This window comes from Cognatishimia activa (assembly GCF_026016445.1).
GTDB lineage: Bacteria > Pseudomonadota > Alphaproteobacteria > Rhodobacterales > Rhodobacteraceae > Cognatishimia > Cognatishimia activa_B.
Map to the genome: position 1 here is coordinate 2,367,088 of NZ_CP096147.1, position 23,739 is coordinate 2,390,826.

Annotated in this window: 30 protein-coding genes; 12 read left to right on the forward strand and 18 right to left on the reverse strand. The window is 54.0% G+C overall.

What is annotated here, in order from left to right; genetic code table 11:
* Positions 1-75 precede the first annotated feature (75 nt).
* Positions 76-714 carry a ribonuclease T2 gene (locus tag M0D42_RS11820; RefSeq protein ID WP_265018813.1) on the forward strand — a complete coding sequence of 213 codons (639 nt, stop codon included), beginning with the start codon at positions 76-78 and terminating at the stop codon, positions 712-714.
* A gap of 2 nt (positions 715-716) precedes the next feature.
* On the opposite strand, the gene M0D42_RS11825 is transcribed toward M0D42_RS11820, so the two are convergent.
* Together M0D42_RS11825 and M0D42_RS11830 are read right to left on the reverse strand one after the other, a co-directional pair.
* The gene (locus M0D42_RS11825; protein ID WP_265018814.1) at positions 717-1,592 is read right to left on the reverse strand and encodes a sterol desaturase family protein; all 876 of its coding nucleotides are present in this window, start codon (positions 1,590-1,592) and stop codon (positions 717-719) included.
* Positions 1,589-2,137: a TetR/AcrR family transcriptional regulator gene (locus M0D42_RS11830; RefSeq protein WP_265018815.1), complete on the reverse strand. Its 549-nt coding sequence runs from the start codon at positions 2,135-2,137 to the stop codon at positions 1,589-1,591. Before M0D42_RS11830 ends, M0D42_RS11825 begins: the two co-directional genes overlap by 4 nt.
* Positions 2,138-2,264: 127 nt before the next feature.
* On the opposite strand from M0D42_RS11830, the gene M0D42_RS11835 reads away from it, so the two are divergent.
* Positions 2,265-2,645 carry a hypothetical protein gene (locus M0D42_RS11835; RefSeq protein ID WP_265018816.1) on the forward strand — a complete coding sequence of 127 codons (381 nt, stop codon included), beginning with the start codon at positions 2,265-2,267 and terminating at the stop codon, positions 2,643-2,645.
* A gap of 38 nt (positions 2,646-2,683) precedes the next feature.
* Complete coding sequence (locus tag M0D42_RS11840) at positions 2,684-3,985, forward strand: PepSY-associated TM helix domain-containing protein (RefSeq protein ID WP_265018817.1); 1,302 nt, start codon at positions 2,684-2,686, stop codon at positions 3,983-3,985.
* 104 nt (positions 3,986-4,089) lie between these two features.
* Here the strand turns inward: M0D42_RS11840 and M0D42_RS11845 are convergent, their stop codons facing one another.
* Positions 4,090-5,070: an NAD(P)H-quinone oxidoreductase gene (locus M0D42_RS11845; RefSeq protein WP_265018818.1), complete on the reverse strand. Its 981-nt coding sequence runs from the start codon at positions 5,068-5,070 to the stop codon at positions 4,090-4,092.
* A gap of 30 nt (positions 5,071-5,100) precedes the next feature.
* On the reverse strand, positions 5,101-5,769 hold the full coding sequence (locus tag M0D42_RS11850) for a COQ9 family protein (protein WP_265018819.1): 669 nt from the start codon (positions 5,767-5,769) through the stop codon (positions 5,101-5,103).
* 113 nt (positions 5,770-5,882) lie between these two features.
* Here M0D42_RS11850 and rpsU point away from each other — a divergent pair, with 113 nt between their 5' ends.
* From rpsU to yghU, 3 genes are all read left to right on the forward strand, one after another.
* On the forward strand, positions 5,883-6,089 hold the full coding sequence (gene rpsU, locus M0D42_RS11855) for a 30S ribosomal protein S21 (protein ID WP_005614280.1): 207 nt from the start codon (positions 5,883-5,885) through the stop codon (positions 6,087-6,089).
* Between the two features lie 154 nt (positions 6,090-6,243).
* On the forward strand, positions 6,244-6,753 hold the full coding sequence (locus tag M0D42_RS11860; RefSeq protein WP_265018820.1) for a ferritin: 510 nt from the start codon (positions 6,244-6,246) through the stop codon (positions 6,751-6,753).
* A gap of 99 nt (positions 6,754-6,852) precedes the next feature.
* On the forward strand, positions 6,853-7,719 hold the full coding sequence (yghU, locus tag M0D42_RS11865; RefSeq protein ID WP_265018821.1) for a glutathione-dependent disulfide-bond oxidoreductase: 867 nt from the start codon (positions 6,853-6,855) through the stop codon (positions 7,717-7,719).
* A gap of 52 nt (positions 7,720-7,771) precedes the next feature.
* Here the strand turns inward: yghU and M0D42_RS11870 are convergent, their stop codons facing one another.
* A complete protein-coding gene (locus tag M0D42_RS11870) occupies positions 7,772-8,230 on the reverse strand; it encodes an Lrp/AsnC family transcriptional regulator (RefSeq protein ID WP_265018822.1) in 459 nt (152 codons plus the stop codon).
* A gap of 139 nt (positions 8,231-8,369) precedes the next feature.
* Between M0D42_RS11870 and ald the strand changes: the two genes are divergently transcribed.
* Positions 8,370-9,488 (forward strand): alanine dehydrogenase, encoded by a 1,119-nt coding sequence (gene ald, locus M0D42_RS11875; RefSeq protein WP_265018823.1) that lies wholly within the window; start codon positions 8,370-8,372, stop codon positions 9,486-9,488.
* 29 nt (positions 9,489-9,517) lie between these two features.
* On the opposite strand, the gene M0D42_RS11880 is transcribed toward ald, so the two are convergent.
* Positions 9,518-10,429, reverse strand: coding sequence for a LysR family transcriptional regulator (locus tag M0D42_RS11880; protein ID WP_265018824.1), 912 nt, complete (start codon positions 10,427-10,429; stop codon positions 9,518-9,520).
* A gap of 107 nt (positions 10,430-10,536) precedes the next feature.
* Here M0D42_RS11880 and M0D42_RS11885 point away from each other — a divergent pair, with 107 nt between their 5' ends.
* Entirely contained in the window at positions 10,537-10,839 is a 303-nt protein-coding gene (locus M0D42_RS11885) for a DUF1330 domain-containing protein (protein WP_265018825.1), read from the forward strand.
* Here M0D42_RS11885 and M0D42_RS11890 read toward each other — a convergent pair.
* Entirely contained in the window at positions 10,836-11,735 is a 900-nt protein-coding gene (locus tag M0D42_RS11890) for a LysR family transcriptional regulator (protein ID WP_265018826.1), read from the reverse strand. The two genes, M0D42_RS11885 and M0D42_RS11890, sit on opposite strands and share 4 nt — an antisense overlap.
* A gap of 76 nt (positions 11,736-11,811) precedes the next feature.
* On the opposite strand from M0D42_RS11890, the gene M0D42_RS11895 reads away from it, so the two are divergent.
* Positions 11,812-12,093 carry a DUF1330 domain-containing protein gene (locus tag M0D42_RS11895; protein WP_265018827.1) on the forward strand — a complete coding sequence of 94 codons (282 nt, stop codon included), beginning with the start codon at positions 11,812-11,814 and terminating at the stop codon, positions 12,091-12,093.
* Between the two features lie 45 nt (positions 12,094-12,138).
* Here the strand turns inward: M0D42_RS11895 and M0D42_RS11900 are convergent, their stop codons facing one another.
* On the reverse strand, positions 12,139-12,945 hold the full coding sequence (locus M0D42_RS11900) for a mechanosensitive ion channel family protein (protein WP_265018828.1): 807 nt from the start codon (positions 12,943-12,945) through the stop codon (positions 12,139-12,141).
* A 76-nt stretch (positions 12,946-13,021) separates the two neighbouring features.
* Positions 13,022-13,456 (reverse strand): large conductance mechanosensitive channel protein MscL, encoded by a 435-nt coding sequence (mscL, locus tag M0D42_RS11905; protein ID WP_265018829.1) that lies wholly within the window; start codon positions 13,454-13,456, stop codon positions 13,022-13,024.
* Between the two features lie 148 nt (positions 13,457-13,604).
* On the opposite strand from mscL, the gene M0D42_RS11910 reads away from it, so the two are divergent.
* Positions 13,605-14,309, forward strand: coding sequence for a glutathione S-transferase family protein (locus M0D42_RS11910; protein ID WP_265018830.1), 705 nt, complete (start codon positions 13,605-13,607; stop codon positions 14,307-14,309).
* A gap of 76 nt (positions 14,310-14,385) precedes the next feature.
* On the opposite strand, the gene M0D42_RS11915 is transcribed toward M0D42_RS11910, so the two are convergent.
* Positions 14,386-14,835 (reverse strand): YtoQ family protein, encoded by a 450-nt coding sequence (locus M0D42_RS11915; protein WP_265018831.1) that lies wholly within the window; start codon positions 14,833-14,835, stop codon positions 14,386-14,388.
* A 67-nt stretch (positions 14,836-14,902) separates the two neighbouring features.
* Positions 14,903-15,658, reverse strand: coding sequence for a class I SAM-dependent methyltransferase (locus tag M0D42_RS11920; RefSeq protein WP_265018832.1), 756 nt, complete (start codon positions 15,656-15,658; stop codon positions 14,903-14,905).
* Here M0D42_RS11920 and M0D42_RS11925 point away from each other — a divergent pair.
* Positions 15,657-16,550, forward strand: coding sequence for a LysR family transcriptional regulator (locus tag M0D42_RS11925; RefSeq protein WP_265018833.1), 894 nt, complete (start codon positions 15,657-15,659; stop codon positions 16,548-16,550). The two genes, M0D42_RS11920 and M0D42_RS11925, sit on opposite strands and share 2 nt — an antisense overlap.
* A gap of 16 nt (positions 16,551-16,566) precedes the next feature.
* Here M0D42_RS11925 and M0D42_RS11930 read toward each other — a convergent pair whose 3' ends face one another.
* The 3 genes from M0D42_RS11930 to pheS all read right to left on the reverse strand — a co-directional run bounded on the left by M0D42_RS11930 (position 16,567) and on the right by pheS (position 20,430).
* Entirely contained in the window at positions 16,567-16,749 is a 183-nt protein-coding gene (locus tag M0D42_RS11930) for a hypothetical protein (protein ID WP_265018834.1), read from the reverse strand.
* 162 nt (positions 16,750-16,911) lie between these two features.
* Positions 16,912-19,323: a phenylalanine--tRNA ligase subunit beta gene (pheT, locus tag M0D42_RS11935; RefSeq protein WP_265018835.1), complete on the reverse strand. Its 2,412-nt coding sequence runs from the start codon at positions 19,321-19,323 to the stop codon at positions 16,912-16,914.
* 36 nt (positions 19,324-19,359) lie between these two features.
* Entirely contained in the window at positions 19,360-20,430 is a 1,071-nt protein-coding gene (pheS, locus tag M0D42_RS11940) for a phenylalanine--tRNA ligase subunit alpha (protein ID WP_265018836.1), read from the reverse strand.
* A 171-nt stretch (positions 20,431-20,601) separates the two neighbouring features.
* On the opposite strand from pheS, the gene M0D42_RS11945 reads away from it, so the two are divergent.
* Positions 20,602-21,765 (forward strand): NnrS family protein, encoded by a 1,164-nt coding sequence (locus M0D42_RS11945; protein ID WP_265018837.1) that lies wholly within the window; start codon positions 20,602-20,604, stop codon positions 21,763-21,765.
* Between the two features lie 17 nt (positions 21,766-21,782).
* Here the strand turns inward: M0D42_RS11945 and M0D42_RS11950 are convergent, their stop codons facing one another.
* From M0D42_RS11950 to M0D42_RS11965, 4 genes are all read right to left on the reverse strand, one after another.
* Positions 21,783-22,676: a fatty acid desaturase gene (locus M0D42_RS11950; protein WP_265018838.1), complete on the reverse strand. Its 894-nt coding sequence runs from the start codon at positions 22,674-22,676 to the stop codon at positions 21,783-21,785.
* A gap of 112 nt (positions 22,677-22,788) precedes the next feature.
* On the reverse strand, positions 22,789-23,154 hold the full coding sequence (gene rplT / locus M0D42_RS11955; RefSeq protein WP_265018839.1) for a 50S ribosomal protein L20: 366 nt from the start codon (positions 23,152-23,154) through the stop codon (positions 22,789-22,791).
* Positions 23,155-23,167: 13 nt separating this feature from the next.
* Positions 23,168-23,368 carry a 50S ribosomal protein L35 gene (gene rpmI, locus M0D42_RS11960; protein ID WP_072793070.1) on the reverse strand — a complete coding sequence of 67 codons (201 nt, stop codon included), beginning with the start codon at positions 23,366-23,368 and terminating at the stop codon, positions 23,168-23,170.
* A 128-nt stretch (positions 23,369-23,496) separates the two neighbouring features.
* Positions 23,497-23,721 (reverse strand): hypothetical protein, encoded by a 225-nt coding sequence (locus M0D42_RS11965; RefSeq protein ID WP_265018840.1) that lies wholly within the window; start codon positions 23,719-23,721, stop codon positions 23,497-23,499.
* Positions 23,722-23,739 lie beyond the last annotated feature (18 nt).

The following is a 23,739-nucleotide window of genomic DNA, read 5'->3' on the forward strand; positions in this document are numbered from 1 at the left end:
TGGGGGGATGCGGGTTTCCGTTGTCGGGGAACTTGCAGCCGATATAGTGCGCTTGAGTGAAAAAGGAAAGAGTGAATGCGGTTTCTGGTTTCTGCCCTTCTGGCGTTTGGATTGACGACATCGGCATTGGCTGAAGGTGAAAAGGCGGGTGAATTTGACTACTACGTTCTTGCACTCAGCTGGTCACCAAACTGGTGCGCAATTGAAGGCGATGCCAAGGGCTCTCCGCAATGTGATCCACGAGAGGATCATGGCTGGATTTTGCACGGGCTCTGGCCGCAATTCCATCGTGGATGGCCAAGCTATTGCCGGACCTCAGAGCGCGCTCCTTCACGTGGCATGACCAGTGACATGGCTGACATCATGGGCACATCGGGACTGGCTTGGCATCAATGGAAGAAACACGGCACCTGTTCTGGTCTGTCCGCAAGCGGCTATTTTGAGCTTTCCAGAGAGGCTTATGAGAGGATCGAGCGCCCTCAGATTTTACGCAAGCTCGACAAATCTGTGCGCCTTCCTGCCCATTTGATCGAAGAAGTCTTTCTAAAAGAAAACCCCGGGCTTTCACCCGAGGGTCTCACGGTGACGTGCAAGCAGGGTTACATTCAAGAGGCCCGGATTTGCCTGTCCAAAGACCTCGATCCGGTACCTTGCGGCCGCGATGTAATCAAAGATTGCACTCTATCGGATGCGCTCTTTGATCCTGTGCGCTAGGTCTATTCCGCAGGGGTCTTAGTTGGGCGCTGGTCTTTAGGCTGCCATCCAGGGCGGTTCACAAGATATTGCCAGGCTTCCCGTGTTGTCCGCGCTTTTCGTAAGTCGGCAAACACACCGGGCCATTCTGAGAACCACACAGAAATCGGATTTCGCGTGTCAAAATCTCGTGCCAAACCATAGCGTGGCGTTTCTTCCTCAACCTGAAATGTTCCAAAGAGTCGATCCCAGATGATGGTGATGCCACCGTAGTTCTTGTCGAGGTACTTTCGATCAGACCCATGGTGCACCCGGTGATGCGATGGCGTGTTCAGAACCCATTCGAGTGGCCCCAGCTTTCCGATAAGCTCTGTGTGAATCCAGGTCTGATAGGCCAGTACCACGATGATCCCAAAGAAGATCATTTCTGGGGAAAACCCTAAGAACACCAACGGCAGATGGGCGATAAGAGACCACATGCCTTCCAAAGGCCCAAAGCGAATACCGGTGATGATATTATAGTCCCGCGAGGAGTGATGCACGGCGTGCTGCGTCCAAAGGATACGCACCTCATGCGCAATGCGGTGTTCCCAATAATAGGTGATATCCGCAGCCAAGACAGCCAGCGCCAACCCCCACCACGTCATTGGGATGGACCAGCTCACAAGGTTCTCGGACAGGATATAGAAAATGCCGTAGGCCCCAGTCATTATAAAGATCTCAACCACCAAATAGGGGATTTGTGTGGAGGCGCTGACAAGCATCTCGGCAAAGGTGCGCCCCTTGTGTTCGCCTTTGAACAGGGCTTCGGCGATCTCAATTAACAAGATCGCGATACCAATCATAAAGAACGCTTCATCAATCTGCGTTCCCAAGATCTCCAGACCTTCAATCGTCATGCTTTTGCTCCCTCTGAAAGCAGGCCCCATGCAAAGTCGGCGGCTTGCTTGGATGTCGCCTCTTCGTTGCGCACCATTTCCCAGCCTGCATAGATTAGGTTTTCATAAGCTCGTGCGAACCATTCGGCGGGCACTTCTTTGCGCAGGCCGCCTTCGGCTTGTGCTTTTTTCACATCTCTGACCAATTCATCAAAGTCAGATTGGATACGCTCGGCGATGTCACCTGTCTGGGCGGCGGCCTCTGTCGCAAGAAACATCTGGCGAGAGGCGAGCGGCAGCATCGCTTCAAGCGCAAGGCGTAAACCCTCTGTGTATGAGGGCGCACCTTTCACCGCCTCATCCACAGCCGCATCCAGCTCGTCCATAGCGTTTCGTGCAAGAGCACGGATCAACTCATCCCGCCCGGCAAAATGCCGATGCAAGGTCGCCCGCCCGACGCCAGCCAGTTCGGCAACATCTGACAATGAGGCTCCGGGGTTTTTCCCGAAAATCTCAAAGGCTGCTTCCAAGATGGCCGTTTCAGTATTTAGTCGTTTTCGAATCATGAGACAAAGATGTCTCATTTGATACAAAATTCAACCCCTGCAAATTAGATTTCCCCACTGAGGCATTCTGCGCATTGAGTTTTTTCGTGACCCACGTAAAACGCCAGCAACTAATTGTGCGATGCCAGTGACCCGTTTTCGAACCTATTTCCAGATTTATGAACGCTACGCGGCGCTGATCTTTTTGATCATCGCGCTGACGCTGCCGCGTATCTCTGCTGTTTTGGTTGAATTCATCCCTGGCGTTGAAACAGTGATTATCTGTACTGGAAGCGAATATATCTCTGTCACGCTTGGCCCGGATGGTGAACCTCTGAACACCGAAGAAATTGGAGAGGCGCATTGTACACTCTCTGACGTCACGCAAGTGGATCAGGCTGAATCGCCTTATTGGCACATCCTTGCGGCAAGCTTCCACAAAGCGTTTTCCATTAAGGAAAACTGGCAGCTGGCTACGCTAAACTTCTCTCCTCACGCGCCAACGCGCGCGCCTCCTACGTCGATCTGAACACACTCAACCCTCAGATCTACATAGGAATAATCTAAATGACCGATGCAACTGCACCGGCTCCATCCGCGTCTCATACGACCGGAGGAGCCTTCTACCGTCTTGTCTGGAAATGGCACTTTCTGGCCTCTCTTTATGTTCTGCCTTTCATGACCATGTTGGCCATCACCGGCGGCATCTATCTGTACAAACCCCAAATCGAAAACTGGCTTTATGAAGACCGTATGCATGTGGAGGTCGCCGGTCCGGCACTCCCCTTAGCGTCACAAATTGCTGCGCTTAAGGAACACTCTGGCATCACACGGCTACGTGGCGTGACCAGCTTTGATGACCCATCGCGCAGCACTTTTCTCGAGTTCAATGATAGCCAAAAGGTTCGCTCATATGCCTGGGTGAACCCCTACACAGGAGAAGTTCTTGGCGCAGTCGCGAGAGATGAAACCGTGATGCGGTTGCTCAAGAAATTCCACGGCGAATTGCTGTTAGGAAAATTCGGCACGAAATTCGTTGAGCTTTCGGCGCACTGGGCCATCGTCATGTTCATCACAGGCGCCTACTTGTGGTGGCCGCGCGGTAACCGAAGCTTGAAACAAGCTATTCGGCCACCGAAGGGATCCCCAAAACACGGCCGCAGCTGGTGGCGCGAAACGCATCTTTTCACGGGGCTGCTTGCAACCGTTCTTGTTGTGCCAATACTGATTACCGGCCTACCTTGGACGGACGTTTGGGGCGGCGGACTATCTTACGTGCAAAGCGAAACAGGACAAAAATCGCAATCCCTAAGGTTCAGCCGTTCTGCGCCGAATTCCACAGCCTCCGAAGGCACGCAAATCGCTTATGAAGAGGTCTTTGCCATTGCCAAGGCGGAAGGCCTGAAAGCGCCATATGAAATGCGGCCACCGCGCAATGAAAGGGCTGCATTCTGGGTTCGCTCTGCCAGCAGCAATCGTTTTGAGCAATCCGAACTGATCGTGGATCAATACAGCGGTGATATCCTAAGGCGGTTCAATTTCTCGGAAAACCCGCCAGTCGCCAAAGCAGTATCTTTGGGTATCTCATTTCACCAAGGGGAACTCTACGGCCGCGTGAACCTGATCCAGAATACCATGGCGGCCATTTTGGCGTTTGTCTTGGCGATCACCGGCTTTGTTGCTTGGTGGAAACGTCGGCCAGCAGGCAAGCTTGGTGTACCGCATGCACCTGAAGCTGCACTCAGTCCGATGATGATCATCTTGGTGATCTTCTTGTCGGTACTTTTGCCATTGGTCGGCGCATCTTTGATCGTCGCTTTGATCCTTGATTGGCTCCTGTTCCAGCGCCTCGGCTGGTTCCGAACTTAAACGAGCGAACGGCAGGCTGATATCCTCAACCTGCCATTCATCTTTGTAAAAATACTCTGGGGGAGACTGTACCAGTTCACTCGGGGGCAAAGCCCCCTCCCCGATCAGACCTTCAGCACAATTTTCCCGATATGCGCATTGGTTTCCATTCGCGCATGCGCACTGGACGCTTCCTCAAGCGGGTATTCGGAATCAATCACCGGAGCGATCCGGCCTGCGTCCAGCAAAGGCCAAACGTGAGCCCGTAGCTTCTCTGCAATCTTTGCCTTTGCAAAATCGCTTTGAGGGCGGAGCGTCGAACCCGTGATCGTCAATCGACGCAGCATGACCTGTGCAAAGTTCAGCTCCACCTTTGGTCCTTGCAGGAAAGCGATCTGAACGAGGCGCCCTTCTGTGGCCAGAGCTTTCACGTTGCGCGGGAGGTAGTCACCACCAACCATATCAAGGATCACGTTTGCGCCACCTTCGGCCTTCATCACCTCGACGAAGTCACCCTCGCGATAGTTGATCGCCTGCTCAGCCCCAAGTTTACGGCACACTTCACATTTTTCATCAGATCCCGCAGTTGCGAAGACACGCGCTCCCATAGCACTGGCCAACTGAATTGCTGTCGTCCCAATGCCAGAACTTCCGCCGTGCACGAGGAACTTTTCGCCTGCTTTCAAGCCAGCGCGATCAAAGACATTGCTCCAAACGGTGAAGAAAGTTTCGGGCAAACAGGCTGCTTCACGCAGCGCCATGCCCTTAGGTACAGGCAAACAATGTGCTGCTGGGGTCAGAACGTATTCCGCATAGCCACCGCCCGGCAGCAAGGCACAAACCTCGTCACCTTCTTGCCACTCAGTGACATTTGGTCCGACGGCGGCAATCAAACCGGAGGCCTCAAGGCCCGGCAATGGGCTCGCAGAGGGCGGTGGGCGGTAGAGCCCCGCGCGCTGCAACGCATCTGGGCGGTTCACACCAGCATAGGCCACTTTGATCAGAACTTCGCCCGCACCCGGCATTGGCACCGGCTGCTCGCTGAGTTGTAGAACCTCTGGGCCTCCCGGCTCAGAAATTTCGATTGCGCGCATGGCTTCGCTCATGAACGTCTCCGCTTTCTTGTTAGATTTCGATTAGCGCCAGCGTCCCGGCATATTGGTTGCGTGAGTTGGCGCTTTCACTCTGGATAGCGCCTCAATGGGGCCCGCAAATACCTTGCCAAAGGGGCTCTTGCTAAACGCAGCTTTGGCTTTCTCAAATTGCATGACATTCTCGATACGTCGGTCAAGGAAAGCCCAGGTGGCTTCATGCCCTTCACTATCGTCTCCCAGCCAATACAGAACCGTAGCGCCATAAACCGCGCTGAGGGTTGCACGTTTGGAATACCAATTGATGTCATCAGAGGTATCACCTAGCGCAGTCCAAATGACGTCAGCCGTGCCCCAGATCAATTGAGAGCCGGTGCCGGCATATTTTGGCAGCGCAAAAAGCGTAGACCCACGACGCACCACTTCTTTGTCTTCAATCAATTGAAGGCGCAACTTCACTGCATGGGCGATACGATCTCGGAACCGCATGTCATCCAATTCCGCCTCAGCGAGCGCTTTGACCATCTGCGCATCACCCTGCTTATGGAAGGCCGCTGCCAAGTCGACCGCGCCTCTAGGGCAAACCGCCTTTGCGACAATTGGTTCCACACCGGAATCGCTGATCGCAGCCTTAAAAGTCGCCTCTCCCCAGCCGTCAAAGGCCACATGTGGCAGCGCCGATTCGATCAAACGACCCTTAATTTCTTCGCTCATGAGGCTCTCCTGCTGGTTCGCGGGCATACTAGACAGATCAAATCGCCTTTGCTATAGGGCGAGCTCCTGCAATCTTTATTGCAACTTCAACTTAGAAAGGTGGTGAAAACCACATGCAGGTTAGTGTTCGCGACAACAACGTCGATCAGGCGCTTCGTGCCCTGAAGAAAAAGCTGCAGCGTGAAGGTGTCTTCCGTGAAATGAAGCTCAAGCAACATTTCGAGAAGCCGTCTGAGAAAAAAGCGCGTGAGAAAGCTGAAGCGATCCGCCGTGCCCGTAAACTGGCACGTAAGAAAGCCCAGCGCGAAGGTTTGCTCTAAGCAGATCCAGCTTTGGACACAGAGAATAGATAACCCCCAAGGTTCGCCTTGGGGGTTTCTTTTTGTCTTTAACCCATCTTGATCCATTTTAGAATTATTCTAAATTAGTAAGAGCAAGCCGCCGCCAGCACCCAACATATTTGAAGGAATGAACATGCAGTTGAAACCCGATCTCGCGCAGGCTCTAAACAATCAGGTCAATGCAGAGCTTTCTGCCGCGCACAACTATCTGGCAATGGCGGCTTATTTTGATTCAATTGATCTTCCAGGCTTTGCGCAATGGTTCCGCGCGCAATCCACTGAGGAAACCCAGCACGCGATGAAGTTTTATGACTTCGTCGTGAAACGCGATGCAGATGTAACGCTCACTTCCATTGACGCGCCCAAGCAAGCTTTTTCAGGACCTATCGAGGCGATCGAAACCGCCCTTGCCATGGAGCAAAGCGTTTCAGCTCAAATCCATGCACTTTATGGGCTGGCCTCTGACGCCAAAGACTATGCGGCTCAATCTCTGTTGAACTGGTTTTTAGATGAACAAGTTGAGGAGGAAGACAGCTTCCGCAATCTGCTAATCCAAACACGCGCCGCTCAGAATGACCCCTGGAACCTACAGGTTCTCGATAAAGAACTTGCTGCTCGTCAGATCGAACCCGCCCCAGCCTGAGAAAGTTAGGTCAACTTCGTGTGATCTGAGTAGGCGCCATTTACCTTGGCGCTTACTTCGCTAACCTACGACCGCAAATGAGTTAGCAGGATAGCCGTCATGACAGACAATACGTATGTCCCTCCCAAAGTTTGGGTTTGGGAACAAGGAAATGGCGGGGAGTTCGCCAGCATCAACCGTCCAATCGCAGGAGCCACACACGACAAAGAGCTTCCAATCGGCAAGCACCCGCTGCAGCTTCACTCACTCGCGACCCCAAATGGGGTCAAAGTGACTGTCATGCTGGAGGAACTGCTGGCAGCTGGCCACAAAGGCGCAGAATATGATGCATGGTTGATCAACATTGGCGAAGGAGATCAATTCGGCAGCGGGTTTGTCGAGATCAATCCGAATTCAAAAATCCCCGCTTTGAAGGACACCGAGACCGGCTCTCGCGTTTTTGAGTCAGGATCAATCCTGCTCTATCTTGCTGGGAAGTTTGGGGCCTTTCTGCCAAAAGATCCCGCGAAGCGCACAGAGACAATGAATTGGCTCTTCTGGCAAATGGGCAGCGCTCCATATTTGGGCGGAGGCTTTGGTCACTTCTACGCTTACGCGCCTGAGAAATGGCAATATCCGATCGATCGCTTTGCCATGGAAACCAAGCGCCAGCTTGATGTGTTGGATCGCCAGTTGGCTGAGAACACATATATTGCCGGAGAAGAGTACACGATCGCGGATATAGCGATCTGGCCATGGTACGGGCAGCTTTTGCTCAACCGGCTTTATAATGCCGCGGAGTTTCTGGATGCCGAGAGCTACACGCATGTGATGCGCTGGGCGAAGATGATCGATGCGCGTCCGGCTGTGCTGCGCGGACGCATGGTCAACCGACCTTTCGGCGAACCTGAGATGCAGCTTCATGAACGCCATGACGCCAGCGATTTCGATACAAAGACACAAGATAAGTTGGCTGCAGCCGACTAATCGAATTGGAGGGCTAAACAGATTTGGCCCTCCACATCCTAATTCATACTATTCAGACTGGCAGAGCCGTTGTTTTGAAGACAGTGCGCAGCGCGAAAGAGCTCTGCATCTGCGCGACGCCTGGCAGGCGTGCGAGATATTGACGGTGAATACGCGCAAAATCTTCGGTGTTTTCTGCGACAACCTTTAGAATGTAGTCCGCCGTGCCAGCCATCAGATGACATTCCAAGACGTCAGGAATGCGCGCGACGGCTTTCTCAAATGACTCAAGCACCTCGTCTGCCTGCCCAGAGAGTGTGATTTCCACAAAGACTGTGGTTGGGACCCGCATTTTGCGCGCGTCAAGCAAGGCGACGTAGTCGCGAATATAGCCGTCCTTCTCCAGGCGATGCACACGTCTGTGACAGGCGGATGGCGAGAGGTTCACAGCCTCTGAAAGCTCAGCGTTTGAGATTCGCCCCCGTTTTTGAAGCACCTTCAAAATGCGACGATCTGTGTTATCAAGTGACATATATCCGAAACCTTTTGCACATTTTTCGACATTATACGAAGATTCTTCGAAATGCATGTTTTCATTCTGCTCAAAAAAGCAGCAAATTTTTTACTCACTGTTGGATGATGGTCCCATCGATTTAACAGGGAAAAGCAAAATGAAAATCGGTTGCCCAACAGAAATAAAACCACAAGAGTTTCGCGTCGGTATGACACCAGACGCTGCTCGTGAAGCAGTCAACCACGGCCATGATGTTGTGATCCAACGCGGTGCTGGCATGGGTGCGGGTTTCACAGATCAGGACTATCACGCAGCTGGTGCGGTGATACTTGATACGGCGGAAGAAATCTTTGCGACTGCGGACATGATCGTGAAGGTAAAGGAGCCTCAAGCGGTGGAACGCAAGATGCTGCGCGAAGGCCAGCTCTTGTTCACCTACCTGCATCTCGCACCGGACCCAGAGCAAACACATGACCTTCTGGAAAGCGGCTGTACTGCCATTGCATATGAGACAGTAACCGACGATCGCGGCGGCCTGCCTTTGCTGGCGCCAATGTCTGAAGTGGCTGGTCGGCTGGCACCACAGGTCGGCGCATATACTCTGCAAAAGGCCAACGGTGGCCGCGGCGTCCTGATGGGCGGCGTACCGGGTGTTGCCCCTGCTAAAGTTGTTGTGATCGGCGGCGGCGTTGTTGGGACCCATGCTGCGAAAATCGCAGCAGGCATGGGCGCAGACGTAACCGTACTGGACCGTTCTCTACCTCGCCTCAAATATCTCGATGACGTCTTTGGCGGCACTTTCAAGAACCAATACTCCACCGCTGGCGCAACTGCAGAGTTGGTCCGCGAAGCAGATATGGTGATCGGTGCAGTCCTGATCCCGGGTGCAGCTGCTCCAAAGCTCATCTCGCGCGCGCAGCTTTCCGAGATGAAACCAGGCGCAGTTTTGGTGGACGTGGCGATTGACCAAGGTGGGTGCTTTGAAACCTCTAAAGCCACCACGCACGCTGATCCGATCTACGAAGTAGACGGCATCATGCACTACTGTGTGGCAAACATGCCGGGAGCAGTGGCACGCACATCAACTCAGGCTCTGGGGAACGCCACGCTGCCATTTATGCTTTCCTTGGCGGACAAGGGCTGGCGGCAGGCCTGTGAGGATGACCCTCACCTGCTGAACGGTCTGAACGTGCACGCGGGTCAGCTGACCTATTACGCGGTTGGCAAAGCCCTCGGCATCGATGTGCTGGCACCGAGCCTCGCACTTAAGGCCTAAACATCAAATAGGGGCGCTTACGGGCGCCTCTATTTGCTTTCCCAAGGCGGCGCCCTTCCGATTTCTGCAATCAGGAAATCCATGAAGATACGCACTTTTGGTGACAGCACGTTGCTTTTTGGGAAAACCAACCAAAGCACCGCTCCGTCATCGATACGATGGTTGGGTAAAACCTGCTCCAACTGACCAGACTTCAATTCTGAGCTGATACTCCACAAGGCATTTGCCGAAATCCCCGCCCCTGCCAAGGTGACGACCTTTTGACTGGTTCCGTCATCAATCAATATTCGCCTTCTTGCATCAGGGGGTGGGAACTGACCCGCCTCGGCTCCGCTCCGATCCCGTAGCGGGCGGGTTTCCCAGCTTTTGAAAACAATCAGGTCATGCTCGGCTAAGTCTTCGATGGACTCGGGCCGGCCACGTTCATCCAGGTAGGAGGTAGCAGCGCAAAGAATTCTGTGGTCATCTGCAAGCTTGCGCCCCTTCAGACTAGAGTCCTTTGGTTTTGTATTTCGGAGCGCTAAATCGAAGCTGCCTTCCAACAAATCCTGTTCGGTATCTGAGAAACGCAGGTCTAAAGACACATCAGGCCATTGGATAAGAAACTTTGGCAACACAGGTGCGATGTAGAGCTGTGCAAAGCTGCTTGAAGCAGCAAACCTCAGCGTGCCTTTTATGTCAACTTTACCAATACCAAGCGCTGCGCGGGCGGCATCTTCCTGAGCAATGATTTCCCTCGCGAAAGGTAGAAAGTTGGCTCCTTCCAGTGATAAGGCAACCTTACGTGTGGTGCGATGCAGCAATTCAATTCCAAGGCTGTTTTCCAGTTTCGCCAACCGTGCGCTGGATACAGCTGGCGCAAGGCCAAGCGATTTCCCTGCCGCGCTGATGTTTAGCTTTTCAGCCGCTAGAATGAATAACCTCAGAGCGTCCGTATCCATTATATCCAATTTCCGAATTCTGATTGTACTTTCACGCCATTTATAACGCCAATCTATTCAATATGTTCGCATAACCGCAATACCGCGGAGGAAAAAGGACATCTAATTTGGCTTACTATTCTGTACTCGCAGTTACCCCAACCACCGACGAATGGATTCCGGATTATCTGGAACCAGCAAATCGCTTGGTTGCTCAATATGGCGGCAAATACTTGGCACGCACGGCAAACCACTCGCAACTTGAAGGGGATGACACTCCTGCAGCGCTTCGCATCGTCATCGAATGGCCATCAAAGGAAGCCGCAGAAGGGTTCATGGCGGACCAGGAGTACGCGCCACATTTGGCCGCGCGAACCGCTGGATCTCAGTCATTCCACTTTCTCATCGAAGGCAAAGACGACCTGGCCTAATCCTGTGGGCATTCACCCTTAAAAAGCGGTTGCAGCGCGTTTAGTCGGGCTGCAACAAAATCCAAAAAGACCCGAATGCGTGGAACATCTTTGAGGTCAGCATGGGTCAGCACCCACAATGGCAGTTGGTTAAAAACCGGCATGCCGGGTACGCGCGCAAGCTCAGGGTCGCTGTCACCCAAGAAACAGGCCATGCGAGTGGCGCCTATACCGGCCCGAACAGCCCCAATGGCGGCAGTCATGTCATCCACGGTCAAGCGTGGGCGCAATTCACGCACCGCTTTAATTTCCGCGGGTGGCCCCGGCCAATGCGCAAAGCGTATCCAATCAAGCGGAGTTTGATCGCCCTTGTCGCGCTCCAAATAGCTGCGTGATGCATAAACCGAGCCTCGCTGCTCAAACAATCTCCGCCCAACGAGAGTATCAGGAGGATTTCTAGAGAAACGGATCGCCACGTCCGCTTCCCTCTGCGCGAGATTCAAAGATGTATTTGTAGCCATCAGCTGCAGATCAATCTCAGGATAGAGATCTGAGAAATCCCGCAGAATAGGTGCAAGGCAGCATTGGATCAAAAGCTGCGAAGCCGTGACACGGAGCAGTCCACGCAATTCCGTGTCCCGCGCGCCAATCTGCCGATCAAGGTCAGCCTGCATGGCCTCCATCTGCTCGGCGGTTTGAACCGCGTCATGACCCGCATCGGTGGGCACATACCCACTTGGAAGCCGATCAAACAGCCGCGCACCAAGGGCTTTTTCAGCTGCCGATATCCGGCGTGCGACGGTCGCATGGTTGACCCCGAGTGACCTCGCAGCCCCGCTCGTCCCGCCATGACGCGCTGTTTCGAGCACAAATCTCAAATCATTCCAGTCCAGCATCACCTGATAGTAATCGCACATAAGTTACGCAACAATGATCATTTTTGATCAAAAGGCGCGCACGTAGGTTGGCGGCAAACAACACAGGAGCACAGAAATGACCGCATATGCACTTGTCACCTTATCCGTCGAAGATCAGGACAAACTTGCAATCTATCGCGAAGCCGCAGGCCCAGCGATGGCCAAACACGGCGTAAAGCCACTGGCTGTTTCGGGAGAGGCCCAAGTGATCGAGGGCGACGGCCCTGCCCCAAATGTAACTGTGATATTGCAGTTTGAGGATCGTGACGCCGCTTTGGGTTGGATAAATGATCCTGAGATCGCCCATGTGCATCAGATGCGCAAAGACACCGGCTCTTCTCGCATTGTCCTGATGTAAGGAAAGCGGGCGGGCCTCCCCTCAAAGGCCCGCCCTCATAGTGGATCAAGCTTCGCGCTTGATTTCCACCGTGTGTGGGTAAGGGATTGAAATCCCATCTTTATCGAAGGCTTCTTTGACCGCCTGGGTCATTCCAAACTTCAATTCCCAAAAATCTTCGGCAGAGCACCAAAGTCTGGCCGTGATGTCAACAGAGCTGTCACCCAAATTTGTCACACGAACCCAAGGTTCTGGGTCAGACATCACCCGAGCATCGTTATTCGCAAGGTTTAAGATGATGGATTTCGCCTTTTCAATGTCATCACCGTAGTCGATTCCAAAGACCAAATCGCATCGGCGGGTCGCATGATGGGAGAAGTTAGTGATTACTGCACCCCAGGCCTGACCATTTGGCACAATGATCTGCACGTTGTCCGCGGTCGCAAGCTCGGTCACGAAGAGATTGATATCTTTCACCGTGCCCGCAGAGCCCGCGATATCCACGAATTGCCCCAGCTTATAAGGGCGGAAGATGATCAACATGAAACCCGCCGCCAAGTCAGATAGCGTTCCCTGCAGCGCCATACCTATGGCGAGAGTCGCCGCACCCAATATGGCCACAAGACTCGTGGCTTCGATCCCAAAGATTCCAAGTACCGCCACGGCAACGATCAGCAAAATCACCCAACGGGCAATGGAAGCAATGAAGCTTCCGATAGTATCGTCTAGAGATTCACTGGACAGCACCTTCCGGCGGATCAGGCGTGACACAAGCCCGGCGAGCGTCCAACCCACCACCAAAACCAAAAGCGCTTTGACTGCATTGGTCACCAATCCAGCCTGTCCCTGCGCAAATTCCAAGAGGAATTCCATAACTCACCTTTTCATTATAAAGGGCCGAGCGTTATCTACTCGGCCCAAATTCAAGCCCAAACGGCGTCTGGTTGAACTACTTCTTCAAAGCGTCGCGGATTTCAAGAAGAACATCCAGCTCGCTTGGACCAGCTGGAGCCTCCTCGGCTGGCGCTTCCTCTTCTTTGGATTCCGCAGCTTCTTTCACCTTGTTCACGTAGCGCACCAGCATGAAGACCACAAAGGCAATGATCAAGAAGTTGATGACAGCCATGATGAAGGCACCATGTGCAAACACAGCCGCGCCTGCTTCTCGCGCCGCTTCCAGCGATGCACCCGCAGCCACTTCGCCAGACAGCACCAGATAGCTATTGGTAAAGTCGACCCCGCCCATGAACAGGCCAATGATCGGATTGATCAAATCACCCACCATGGATTTCACGATTGCGGTGAAAGCCGCACCGATGATGATACCAACGGCCATGTCCATCACATTGCCCTTGGCGATAAAATCTTTGAACTCTTGCAACATATTGCGTTCCCTCTTGTCCCCTTAACATGTGTGCAAAGCATTCACTCTGCGCCACTGCACACAACCCTGCCCATAAACGCACGTAAAAGCGACTAAAACGACGGGAATTTCATCATATCTTCCCCGTAACCGAAGCAAGGAAACCACAATGACCGACCTTTCAGCCTTTCCAATTACCAAAAAATGGCCTGTTCAAAACCCTGATGTACTGCAGCTTTTTAGCTTCCCAACCCCAAATGGTGTTAAGGTGGCCATTGCACTGGAAGAGATGGGCATCCCCTACGAAGCGCATCGAGTGACCCTGGCGGATGCGGATGTGCGGAGCCCAGAATTCCTGAGCTTGAACCCAAACAACAAAATCCCTGCGATCATTGATCCGAATGGACCTGATGGCGAACCTCTTGGCCTTTTTGAAAGTGGAGCGATCCTAATCTATCTGGCAGAAAAATCTGGCAAGCTGATAGGGGAAACTGCGGCGGATAAAGCCAAGGCCATCCAATGGCTGATGTTCCAGATGGGTGGTGTTGGCCCGATGTTTGGCCAGATCGGCTTCTTCGTGAAATTCGCAGGCAGCGAGATTGAAGACCCGCGTCCGCGTGAACGCTATGTCAACGAAGCCAAACGCCTGCTCGCGGTGATCGAAAAGCAGCTGAGTGGTCAGGATTGGATCGCCGGAGATTTCTTTTCAATCGCAGATGTGGCCATCGTTCCTTGGCTCAAAGGCCTGCATTTCTATCAAGCGGATGAGCTTGTGGGGCTGCATGATCTGCCAAATGTTCAGAACTATATCGAGCGGTTCAACGCACGGCCTTCGGTTGTGAAAGGCTCCAACATCCCACCTCGCGAGGGCTGATCGCAGCAGCACAACAGTTGATATGTGGCGGGTGAGGAAGCGGGCAAATAATTGCCCGCTCCGACCCGCCGCGGTATTAGGCTGGCAAAGCACCCGTCAAAATATAACGCAGCATTTGAACGACTTGACTGGGTTCCTCTGCAACGGCCAGAGCCGCAGCATCAACTTCTTTTAAAGCATGCTGGTGATCCGCTCCGTGCAGGATGATGAGGGATTTACCCAAAGCGGAGGCGTAACCCGCATCAAATGCGGCATTCCACTGTTTGTATTTCTCACCGAAACGCACGACGACAACATCCGCGTCAGCAATGGCTTTTCGTGTCCGAATAGCATTCAGCTTTGCGCCTTTGTGATCGTGCCAGAACTTTTGATCCTCAGCACCCAAGATGCGTACTCCACAATCATCGCTCGCATCGTGATCTGTGACCGGCGCGTCAAACACCACATCCAGCCCCTTGGCCCCTTCGATGATTTGCTCCCGCCAATCGGTGTGAATTTCCCCGGATAGATACACTTTTAGGGTCATGAGATGCCTCCATTATTCGGAGGCACTATTCACACAATGCCAAAGCGCGTCCACCACCAAGTCTGGATCAGCGTTTCCGGGCGACGATATAGCGGCGGGCTTCCTTCGCAGGATAGTGACCCGCTTCAATTATCTGAAAGCCTGCGCGTTCGATCTCTGCATCAAATTCCTCGACCGAATACATGCCAACAAATGGGGCTTTGCCAAGCTTCTGTAGCACCGGAAGCACGAGGCGCATCATGCGATATTTAAAATGGAAGCCTTTGGTCGGCTTCACGAAGGTCTTAGAGATAAAAACACCCCCCGGACGCAACGCGTCATAAGCAGCCTTCAATGCACCGGGCAAATCCTCAACTAAATGAAGTAAGTTATGCGCCAGGACCGCATCAAATGGCCCTTTTGGCAACTCCTCTGCTGAGCAGCGTTCAAACGAGATGTTGCTGATACCATCATTCCAAGCTTTCTCGCGCCCGACGTCCAACATTTTATCTGACAGGTCAGTCGCCGTTATCTCTGCAACCCCTTCGGCCAGAAGCAGAGCCGTAGACCCTGTCCCAGCGCCGATCTCCAGGACCTTGTCATCGGCCTTCAAATAGCTCCGTGTCCGGTTCAGGGTATATTCATAGCCCTCCTGGTTCTTAATCGGAGACTTCGCGTATTTCCCCGCAATGCCATCCCAAAACGCCTCTGCGTTGCCCATGGTTTTGTCCTCTTGGAGTGGATCACCCAAGGTGACCGCTGTGTCATTTTCTGGGCGTAGAATACAAATACGCAAAACATTAGGAATTGCCGAAATTCGCAGTTTGCTTATACGTAAATGCATGAATGCTACACCACACCAACCCGACTGGAACCATATCCGCGCCTTCCTTGCGACAGCGGAAACAGGGTCTCTCAGCGCGGCCGCGCGCGAGCTTGGCTTGACGCAACCCACTCTCAGCCGCCAGGTTGCGGCGCTGGAAGAAGAGCTTGGTGTCATGTTGTTTGAGCGCGTGGGGCGCACGCTCGAACTGACAGGGGCAGGTGTTGAAATGCTGGAACATACGAAGGAGATGGGGCTGGCCGCCAACAAGATTTCGCTAGTCGCGACCGGGCAATCACAAGCCATTGATGGTGAAATCCGGATCACTGCGGCAGACGTCTTCTCGGCCTATCTTCTGCCCGAAGTCCTGAAGGATTTAAGGGAAGTAGCCCCGGATCTATCCATCGACATCATCGCAGCCAATGACATTCAGGACATCATGCGTCGCGAGGCGGATATTGCCATCCGCCATGTGCGCCCTGAACAACCTGATCTGATTGCGCGTTTGGTAGCGGAACCCAAAGCCTATTTCTATGCCAGCAAGAGCTACGTTCAAAATCATGGCCAGCCTAAGGATTTAAAAGACCTTGAGAATTTCGATTTCATTTCCTTTGGCGACAAGCAGGAAATGATTGGCTTCATGGAACCGCTGGGCATCAATCTGACCGAGAAAAACATTCGGATCGGATCAAAAAACGGACTGGTAGCCTGGCAACTTTGCCGCGAAGGTTTTGGCGTTTCCGTCATGGGGGCAACGGTCGGCGACGTGGCGCCGGAGATGGTCAAACTGTTGCCGGATGTTGAGCCAATCGTCTTTCCAACCTGGTTGGTAACGCACCGCGAGCTTCACACCAGCCGACGCATTCGACTGGTTTATGACATGCTCGCTGAATTTCTATCGCGCAAAGGCTAACCTTCGCAAAAGGCAATCAGCTTACGTAGGGCCCACGCAATTGCGAGATCGCACGTTGTATCGAGCGCCAGGTTTCAGCTTCTGGCGCATTGCCTGCATCTTCACTCTCCCGTGCTTTTTGCGCAGCTTCTGCTTCGGCCTTGTCGCCATGAACACTATAGAGCGCACGGGCATATTCTGAGATCTTGGTCGCTTCCATGATCCATCTCCCTTGCTGGTGAATGGGTCGAGTATACCACCAATTCCGTGTCACAGCCGAATGCAGGCCAAAACAACCCGAACGACAACCTCATAGCAAACAAGATCAAACGAAAAAAGCCCCCCGGAAACCGGAGGGCTTTTCAGATTAACTTTCAGCGCCTTAGCCGCGCAGAGTGCCGCCAGTCGCCTTGCTGACTTTTTCGATGATCTTAGCAGCAACCGCCTCGATATCTTTCTCTTTCAGCGTTTTGTCGGTTGGCTGCAGGCGCACCGTAACGGCGATAGATTTCTTACCTTCGCCCATTTGCGCTTCAGCTTTTTCGCCCTTGAACTCATCAAAGACGCGCACGCTTTCGATCAGCTCTTTTTCCGCACCAGCGGCTGCATTGACCAGCGTCAGGGCCTCGACAGAGGCGTCAACGACAAAGGCAAAGTCACGTTCGACCGCCTGTAGATCGCGCAGTTTAAGCGCCGGACGAGTTGCAGACGATTTACGCGGCATTGGGATTTCTTCCGGGTAGATCGTGAAAGCCACAGCAGGGCCTTTAACGTCCATTTCTTCCAGAATTTTCGGATGCACTTCACCGAACACTGCCAGTGTTTTCTTTGGCCCCAGGCAAACACGGCCATGACGGCCAGGATGCCACCAAGCGTCGCCGCCACGCAGGATCTGCACCTTGGCTGGCGCGCCAAGCGCCGCCAGAACAGCTTCGGCATCTGCTTTGGCATCAAACAGGTCTACACCTCGGCTTTCGCCGTGCACGTCTTTGCCAACAGTGCGGCCAACCAAAAGACCAGAGATCTGCAGGTGCTGCTCACCCGGTTCGCCACCTTGGAAAGCCGCGCCCGCTTCAAAGAGCGCCATATCCATGAAGCCACGCGCCTGATTGCGCGCCGCGGCTTGCAGGAGGCCCGGCAGAAGGTCTGGGCGCATGTGGCTCATCTCGCTGGAGATCGGGTTCTCCAGCATTGTCGCGTCATCGCCACCGCCAAAGAGCGTCGCGGATTTCTTGTCGATGAAGGAATAGGTGACACATTCGTTGTAGCCGAGCGACGCGGTGGTGCGGCGACCGATCTGTTCGCGCTTTTGCAGCGGTGTCAGGATTTGCTGCGGCACACCTGCGGTTGCGCGTGCCAATGGCTTGCCTTCGAGCTTCGTCAGAGACGCCATACGCGCGACTTCTTCCACAAGGTCAGCTTCGCCCAACACATCAGGACGCCAAGACGGCACATGCGCCATGTCGCCTTCCAGCACAAAACCCAGCGCTTCCAGCGTCTTACGCTGTTGCTCAGCTGGAATTTCCATACCCACCAGAGACTGAACCCGATCTGTATCGAGCTTATAGGCGCGGCTCACGTCAGGCACTTCGCCAGCAACCACAACCTCAGTCGGTTCGCCGCCACAGAGTTCCATGATCATCGCAGTGGCAAGGTCCAGTGCTTCCATATTGAAAGCAGGGTCGATGCCGCGTTCGTTGCGGTAACGCGCATCGGAGTTGATTTTCAGAGCCCGGCCAGTCATCGCGATCTGAATGTGGTCCCAGACAGCGGCCTCAAGAAAGACGTTGGTTGTCTCACCCGTACAGCCTGTCGCCAGACCACCCATGATACCACCGATGCTCTCGATGCCTTCATCGTCAGAGATCACAACCTGACCTGCAGAGAAGGTGTATTCTTTTTCATCCAAACCCACGAGGGTCTCGCCACCTACCGCGCGGTGTACACGCAGGTTGCCTTTGACCTTGTCTGCGTCAAAGACATGTAGAGGACGGTTGCGGTCAAAGGTGAAAAAGTTGGTGATATCCACAAGGGCAGAGATCGGACGCAGACCAATCGCTTCCAGACGCTCCTGCAGCCACTTCGGAGATGGGCCGTTTTTCACACCTTTGATCAGGCGACCACCGAAGACATGACAGCCGTTTTCACGGGTATCTTCGTCGATGGAAATGGTGATCGGGCTCGGGCCGTTGCCGGTCACATCTGCGGTTTTGGCTGGCTTCATGGTGCCTAGACCACGTGCTGCCAGATCAAGCGCAATGCCCCGCACACCCAGAGCGTCCGGACGGTTTGGAGTGATGGCGATTTCAATCACAGGGTCGACTTTCGCCGGATCATTGGCCGCCAGCCAATCGACAAACTTCTCACCCACCTCGCCGGATGGCAATTCGATGATACCGTTGTGTTCGTCAGACAGTTCCAGCTCACGCTCAGACGCCATCATGCCGTGGCTTTCCACGCCTCGGATGTTGCCGACCTTGATGGTAATATCCAGCCCTGGAATGTAGCTGCCCGGCTTACACAGAACCACGGTGATGCCTTCACGCGCGTTTGGCGCGCCGCAGACGATCTGGCTCTCGCCTTCGTCCGTCATCACCTGACAGACTTTCAGCTTGTCCGCATCCGGGTGTTTCTCCGCATGCAGAACCTTCGCGATGGTAAATTCTTTCAGACGGTCGGCAGGATTGTGAACCTCTTCCACCTCCAGACCAAGGTCGGTCAGGGCATAGAGGATGTCATCAAGGCTTGCGTCGGTGTCCAGGTGATCTTTCAACCAAGAGAGAGTGAATTTCATCGGTCTGTTCCGTCAGTCAATTTCGGTTGAAGGCAATCAGCGGGTCAGGCCGCCATGCAGTGTCGGCTGGTCCAGAGACGCAAAGCCGTAGTGGCGCAGCCAGCGCAGATCGCTGTCGAAGAAGGCGCGCAGGTCCGGGATGCCGTATTTCAGCATGGCCAGACGGTCGATGCCGATGCCAAAGGCAAAGCCTTGGTATTCATTCGGATCAATGCCGCCAGCCTGAAGGACTTTCGGGTGCACCATGCCAGAGCCCAGAACTTCGAGCCAATCGTCGCCCTCGCCCACTTTCACGGAGCCATTTTCCCAGCTGCACTGGATGTCGACTTCTGCGCCTGGCTCAACGAACGGGAAGTGCGAAGAGCGGAAACGGGTTTTCACGGAGGTGCCGAAGAAGGCTGTGAAGAACTCTTCCAGAACCCACTTCAGGTTCGCCATCGAGATGTCTTTGTCCAAAGCCAGACCTTCGATCTGGTGGAACATCGGTGTGTGTGTCTGGTCATAGTCCGCGCGATAGACGCGACCCGGACAGATGATGCGGATCGGCGCGCCGAGTTTCTCCATGGAGCGGATCTGCACCGGAGAGGTATGCGTTCGCAGCACATGCGGCGGGCGATTATCGCCTTCGGCGCGGTGTGTGTAGAAAGTGTCCATCTCGGCGCGTGCCGGGTGGTGGCCCGGAATGTTCAGCGCGTCGAAGTTATACCAATCGGTTTCGATCTGCGGGCCTTCGGCCACGGCGAAACCCATATCGGCAAAGATCGCGGTGACTTCTTCAGTCACCTGAGAAATCGGGTGAATGCTGCCCTGACGACGGCCACGACCCGGCAGGGTCACGTCGAGCCATTCTGTTTTCAGGCGCTCTTCCAGAGCCGCATCCGCAAGTGCTGCCTTCTTGGCGGACAGCGCAGAGTTGATCTCATCTTTCAGTGCATTCAGCTTTGGGCCCATGACCTGGCGCTCTTCCGGGCTCATCTTGCCCAACTCGCGCATTTTCAGGGCGACTTCGCCTTTTTTGCCAACCGCCTGCACGCGCAGCTCTTCGATGGCTGCTTCATCTGCAGCATCTGCAATCAGACCGATATACTTGTCTCTGAGATCGTCCATCGAGGCCTCCAAATTTGTCGTCCCCTGCTAACGAGTCGTGGCGCGAGGTGCAAGATCGTTGGCCCATCTTGATGTATGACAAAGTGCAATTCTGACGGGCAAACCATATAGTGCGCACCGGAAGCCATATCGCCACCGACAATCGACCCGTTTTCTGACTTAAGGCTGCCTATGCTCTCTCATTTCTTTTCCGCCGGCTTCCGCCCGATGTTCTTGCTCGGTGCCATCTGGTCGGCGCTTTGTGTCTTGCTTTGGATTGCCATATCGAGCGGGCTCACGACTTTCGATCACCCCTGGGTGGCGCTGGACTGGCATGTGCATGAAATGGTGTTTGGTTATGGCAGCGCGGCTTTGGCCGGCTTTTTGCTGACGGCTATCCCCAACTGGACAGGGCGCGAAGCGGTGAAAGGAACATCATTGGCACTGCTGACCGGCATTTGGGTGACCGGTCGGGCTGCCGTCTTTTGGCTGCCTTCGACGTCACCTATCTTGGCAGCTTTGATCGACGTCAGCTTTCCGATCGCATTGTGCGTGGTTAGCGCACGCGAGTTGATTGCAGCCAACAACCGCAGGAACTTCCTTGTGGTAGCCGTTGTTGCCACTTTCGCTTTTGCCAATCTCGCCTTTCACTGGCAGGCCATCGGCGACGGGCTTGCGAGCCAGAGCGGAAGTGCACGATTTGGTATTGTGGCTTTGATCCTGTTGATCAGCATTATCGGCGGTCGCATCGTCCCTATGTTCACGAGGAATTGGCTGAAAGCGCAGGGCGCCGACGCCATTCCACCTGCATTTAATAGATTTGACGGTCTGGTACTGATCGCCACAGCTCCAGCCCTTACCCTCTGGGCATTGCATCCTGATGTTTGGGTAACTGCGCCAGTGTTAGCTCTTACGGGCCTGTTGCACGTCCTGCGACTGGCGCGCTGGCGGTCGGCAATGACATGGCGAGAGCCTTTGTTGGTTTCCCTTCATGTTGGATATGGGTTTATGCCGCTGGGCATGCTGCTTTTGGCGCTTGCGATCATGGTGCCTGAGATACAGCCCACGGCTGGGCTGCACGCTTTGACTGCCGGTGCCATCGGGGTGATGACCCTCACCGTGATGACGCGCGCCTCGTTGGGACACACCGGACGCAAATTGAAATCACACCCGATGGAAGCAGTCTTTCTCGGCATGGTTATCGTCTCTGCCGTCCTGCGCATCCTTGCCGGGCTGACCTTCTCTGACCTGCTGTTGCAGGCGAGTTCATCGCTGTGGATTTGTGGTTTCGGACTGTTCGTGATCCGATTTTTGCCAATCGTGATTGGCCCCAGAGTGGATACAGTCACACCTTAAGTGCCGTACGAAGCGCTTTACTGAGGCTTCGCGCTCTCAACAAACTCTTTCGCAAAAGCGGTGTATCCGTCCGACGTTACCTTGTGATGGCCTTTGATGTCGTCGTGCAAAGTTGGCAAATTGTGAAACGGCACCGCCGGGATTGTGTGATGCTCCACATGGTAAGGCATGTTCCACGCGATGAAGCGTACCAGCCGTGTCGTATAGGTCGTCCGGGTATTCTCAAACATATCCGAAACAAAGGCGCAGCGGCCATGTTCTGCCAAAAGGTAGAGCCTTAGAAACGGCATCCCTAAGAATGTCGGCAACATCCAGACCCAAAAGAGCAGATCCGTAAATAGCAGTGAAACAAGAGACAGCGCATAGAGCAGGCTGATGACCCACCCTTCGCGGATGACTTTCGAATAGGCGCTCTCTGGCACGTAGTCGCGGAACCGTTTGCCCTGCGCATTGCGTTTGATCTGACGTATCATGCCGTTCCAATACGGCAATGCGGTCAGGTACCAGAAGAAGTCCTTCCGGGTTTCAGGCTTGTAGCCCGTGACCAGCTCCGGGTCTTTCCCCGGAATATTGGTGTAGCGATGGTGCGCCAGATGAAAATAACGGAACCAAAAGAAGGGCTGCAGGATCAGAAACCCAGAGATCGATCCGGCCCATTCGTTCAGCCAGCCGGTTTTAAACGGGGTTTTGTGGGTGGCTTCGTGTTCCAGCGTAAACAGAAAGCTGATTGCGATACCCTGCCAGATCAGCACCAGCGGCCATAGAAACCAGCCCTGCATGATCCAAACGCCGCCGAAGACGATCATCGCGACGTGACCCGCAAGGTGCAAAAGACCAGGCGCATCCCGTCGCTGCATCAATGCAGCGAGGTGATCGCGATCCATCTCCTTTACAAAGCTCTTGTGATCCATCAGCCCTCAGCCCTTCACGCCGCGATGTATACGGGATGAAAACCCAGTAGTACCAACGAAAAACGCCGCGCTTATTCAGCGCGGCGTCGGAACTTCAGTGCGATGGGTCAGCTTACGCTGCCAGCGCGCCTTTAGCTTGGTCAACGATTGCGTTGAACGCTTCTGGCTCGTGTACGGCGAGATCCGCCAGAACCTTACGGTCCACTTCGATGCCAGCCAGGTTCAGGCCGTTGATGAATTTGGAATATGTCAGTGCTTCGTCATGTGCACGAACAGCTGCGTTGATACGCTGGATCCACAGTGCGCGGAAATTACGCTTACGATTCTTACGGTCGCGTGTTGCGTACTGGTTTGCTTTATCAACCGCCTGGGACGCTACCTTGAAGGTATTCTTGCGACGGCCGTAGTAGCCTTTCGCTTGCTTGACGATTTTCTTGTGACGGGCGTGGGTTACGGTACCACCTTTAACGCGGGACATAGTTCAGAGCTCCTTAGCGTGCGTACGGCATGTATGATTTAACGATCTTCGCATCTGGCGCAGACAGAGTTGTCGTGCCGCGTGCGTCGCGCAGGAATTTGTTGGTGCGCTTGATCATACCGTGACGCTTACCTGCTTGGCCTGCTTTGACCTTGCCGCTTGCTGTCACTTTAAAGCGCTTTTTGGCGCTCGATTTGGTCTTCATCTTAGGCATTTCCGTCTCCTTCATAGTCGTCGGTACAAACGCGACTCGGCATGCCACTCAGCCGGACGCGCGGATAGAGGCGCCGTATACGCCCGGATTGCCAATCCCGCAAGAGGATTCGGCTATGTTTTTTGGGGCTATCTGATGAGACTTGCAATCTGGTCGATCACAACCCGGGGAATCTCATCCGCTGTATAACCGCCGGGTTTGGTTGAGACCGCGCTAACCACCGCAATACCGGCCAAAATAATGCAAAGGGACGCCGCTCTTGTTGAACGACCATCAGACAGTGCCGACAAGAAAGCCGGCACCGAAAAGACTGCCAGAAACAGCCCAATCGTCAGAATAGTATCACTGCCCATCCCTTGCTCCTGAGGGAA

Coding starts and splice junctions, on each gene's coding strand:
- rplT (WP_265018839.1), bottom strand. CDS start 23,154: ATGTCCCGCGTTAAAGGTGGTACCGTAACCCACGCCCGTCACAAGAAA.
- pheT (WP_265018835.1), bottom strand. CDS start 19,323: ATGAAATTCACTCTCTCTTGGTTGAAAGATCACCTGGACACCGACGCA.
- M0D42_RS11965 (WP_265018840.1), bottom strand. CDS start 23,721: ATGGGCAGTGATACTATTCTGACGATTGGGCTGTTTCTGGCAGTCTTT.
- M0D42_RS11950 (WP_265018838.1), bottom strand. CDS start 22,676: ATGGATCACAAGAGCTTTGTAAAGGAGATGGATCGCGATCACCTCGCT.
- rpmI (WP_072793070.1), bottom strand. CDS start 23,368: ATGCCTAAGATGAAGACCAAATCGAGCGCCAAAAAGCGCTTTAAAGTG.
- M0D42_RS11825 (WP_265018814.1), bottom strand. CDS start 1,592: ATGACGATTGAAGGTCTGGAGATCTTGGGAACGCAGATTGATGAAGCG.
- M0D42_RS11915 (WP_265018831.1), bottom strand. CDS start 14,835: ATGACCCTAAAAGTGTATCTATCCGGGGAAATTCACACCGATTGGCGG.
- M0D42_RS11930 (WP_265018834.1), bottom strand. CDS start 16,749: ATGGAAGCGACCAAGATCTCAGAATATGCCCGTGCGCTCTATAGTGTT.
- M0D42_RS11925 (WP_265018833.1), top strand. CDS start 15,657: ATGAATGCTACACCACACCAACCCGACTGGAACCATATCCGCGCCTTC.
- M0D42_RS11900 (WP_265018828.1), bottom strand. CDS start 12,945: ATGGAATTCCTCTTGGAATTTGCGCAGGGACAGGCTGGATTGGTGACC.
- ald (WP_265018823.1), top strand. CDS start 8,370: ATGAAAATCGGTTGCCCAACAGAAATAAAACCACAAGAGTTTCGCGTC.
- M0D42_RS11945 (WP_265018837.1), top strand. CDS start 20,602: ATGCTCTCTCATTTCTTTTCCGCCGGCTTCCGCCCGATGTTCTTGCTC.
- yghU (WP_265018821.1), top strand. CDS start 6,853: ATGACAGACAATACGTATGTCCCTCCCAAAGTTTGGGTTTGGGAACAA.
- M0D42_RS11895 (WP_265018827.1), top strand. CDS start 11,812: ATGACCGCATATGCACTTGTCACCTTATCCGTCGAAGATCAGGACAAA.
- M0D42_RS11850 (WP_265018819.1), bottom strand. CDS start 5,769: ATGAGCGAAGAAATTAAGGGTCGTTTGATCGAATCGGCGCTGCCACAT.
- M0D42_RS11880 (WP_265018824.1), bottom strand. CDS start 10,429: ATGGATACGGACGCTCTGAGGTTATTCATTCTAGCGGCTGAAAAGCTA.
- M0D42_RS11830 (WP_265018815.1), bottom strand. CDS start 2,137: ATGATTCGAAAACGACTAAATACTGAAACGGCCATCTTGGAAGCAGCC.
- pheS (WP_265018836.1), bottom strand. CDS start 20,430: ATGGACGATCTCAGAGACAAGTATATCGGTCTGATTGCAGATGCTGCA.
- M0D42_RS11910 (WP_265018830.1), top strand. CDS start 13,605: ATGACCGACCTTTCAGCCTTTCCAATTACCAAAAAATGGCCTGTTCAA.
- mscL (WP_265018829.1), bottom strand. CDS start 13,456: ATGTTGCAAGAGTTCAAAGATTTTATCGCCAAGGGCAATGTGATGGAC.
- M0D42_RS11820 (WP_265018813.1), top strand. CDS start 76: ATGCGGTTTCTGGTTTCTGCCCTTCTGGCGTTTGGATTGACGACATCG.
- M0D42_RS11840 (WP_265018817.1), top strand. CDS start 2,684: ATGACCGATGCAACTGCACCGGCTCCATCCGCGTCTCATACGACCGGA.
- M0D42_RS11870 (WP_265018822.1), bottom strand. CDS start 8,230: ATGTCACTTGATAACACAGATCGTCGCATTTTGAAGGTGCTTCAAAAA.
- M0D42_RS11890 (WP_265018826.1), bottom strand. CDS start 11,735: ATGTGCGATTACTATCAGGTGATGCTGGACTGGAATGATTTGAGATTT.
- M0D42_RS11920 (WP_265018832.1), bottom strand. CDS start 15,658: ATGCATTTACGTATAAGCAAACTGCGAATTTCGGCAATTCCTAATGTT.
- M0D42_RS11860 (WP_265018820.1), top strand. CDS start 6,244: ATGCAGTTGAAACCCGATCTCGCGCAGGCTCTAAACAATCAGGTCAAT.
- M0D42_RS11845 (WP_265018818.1), bottom strand. CDS start 5,070: ATGAGCGAAGCCATGCGCGCAATCGAAATTTCTGAGCCGGGAGGCCCA.
- rpsU (WP_005614280.1), top strand. CDS start 5,883: ATGCAGGTTAGTGTTCGCGACAACAACGTCGATCAGGCGCTTCGTGCC.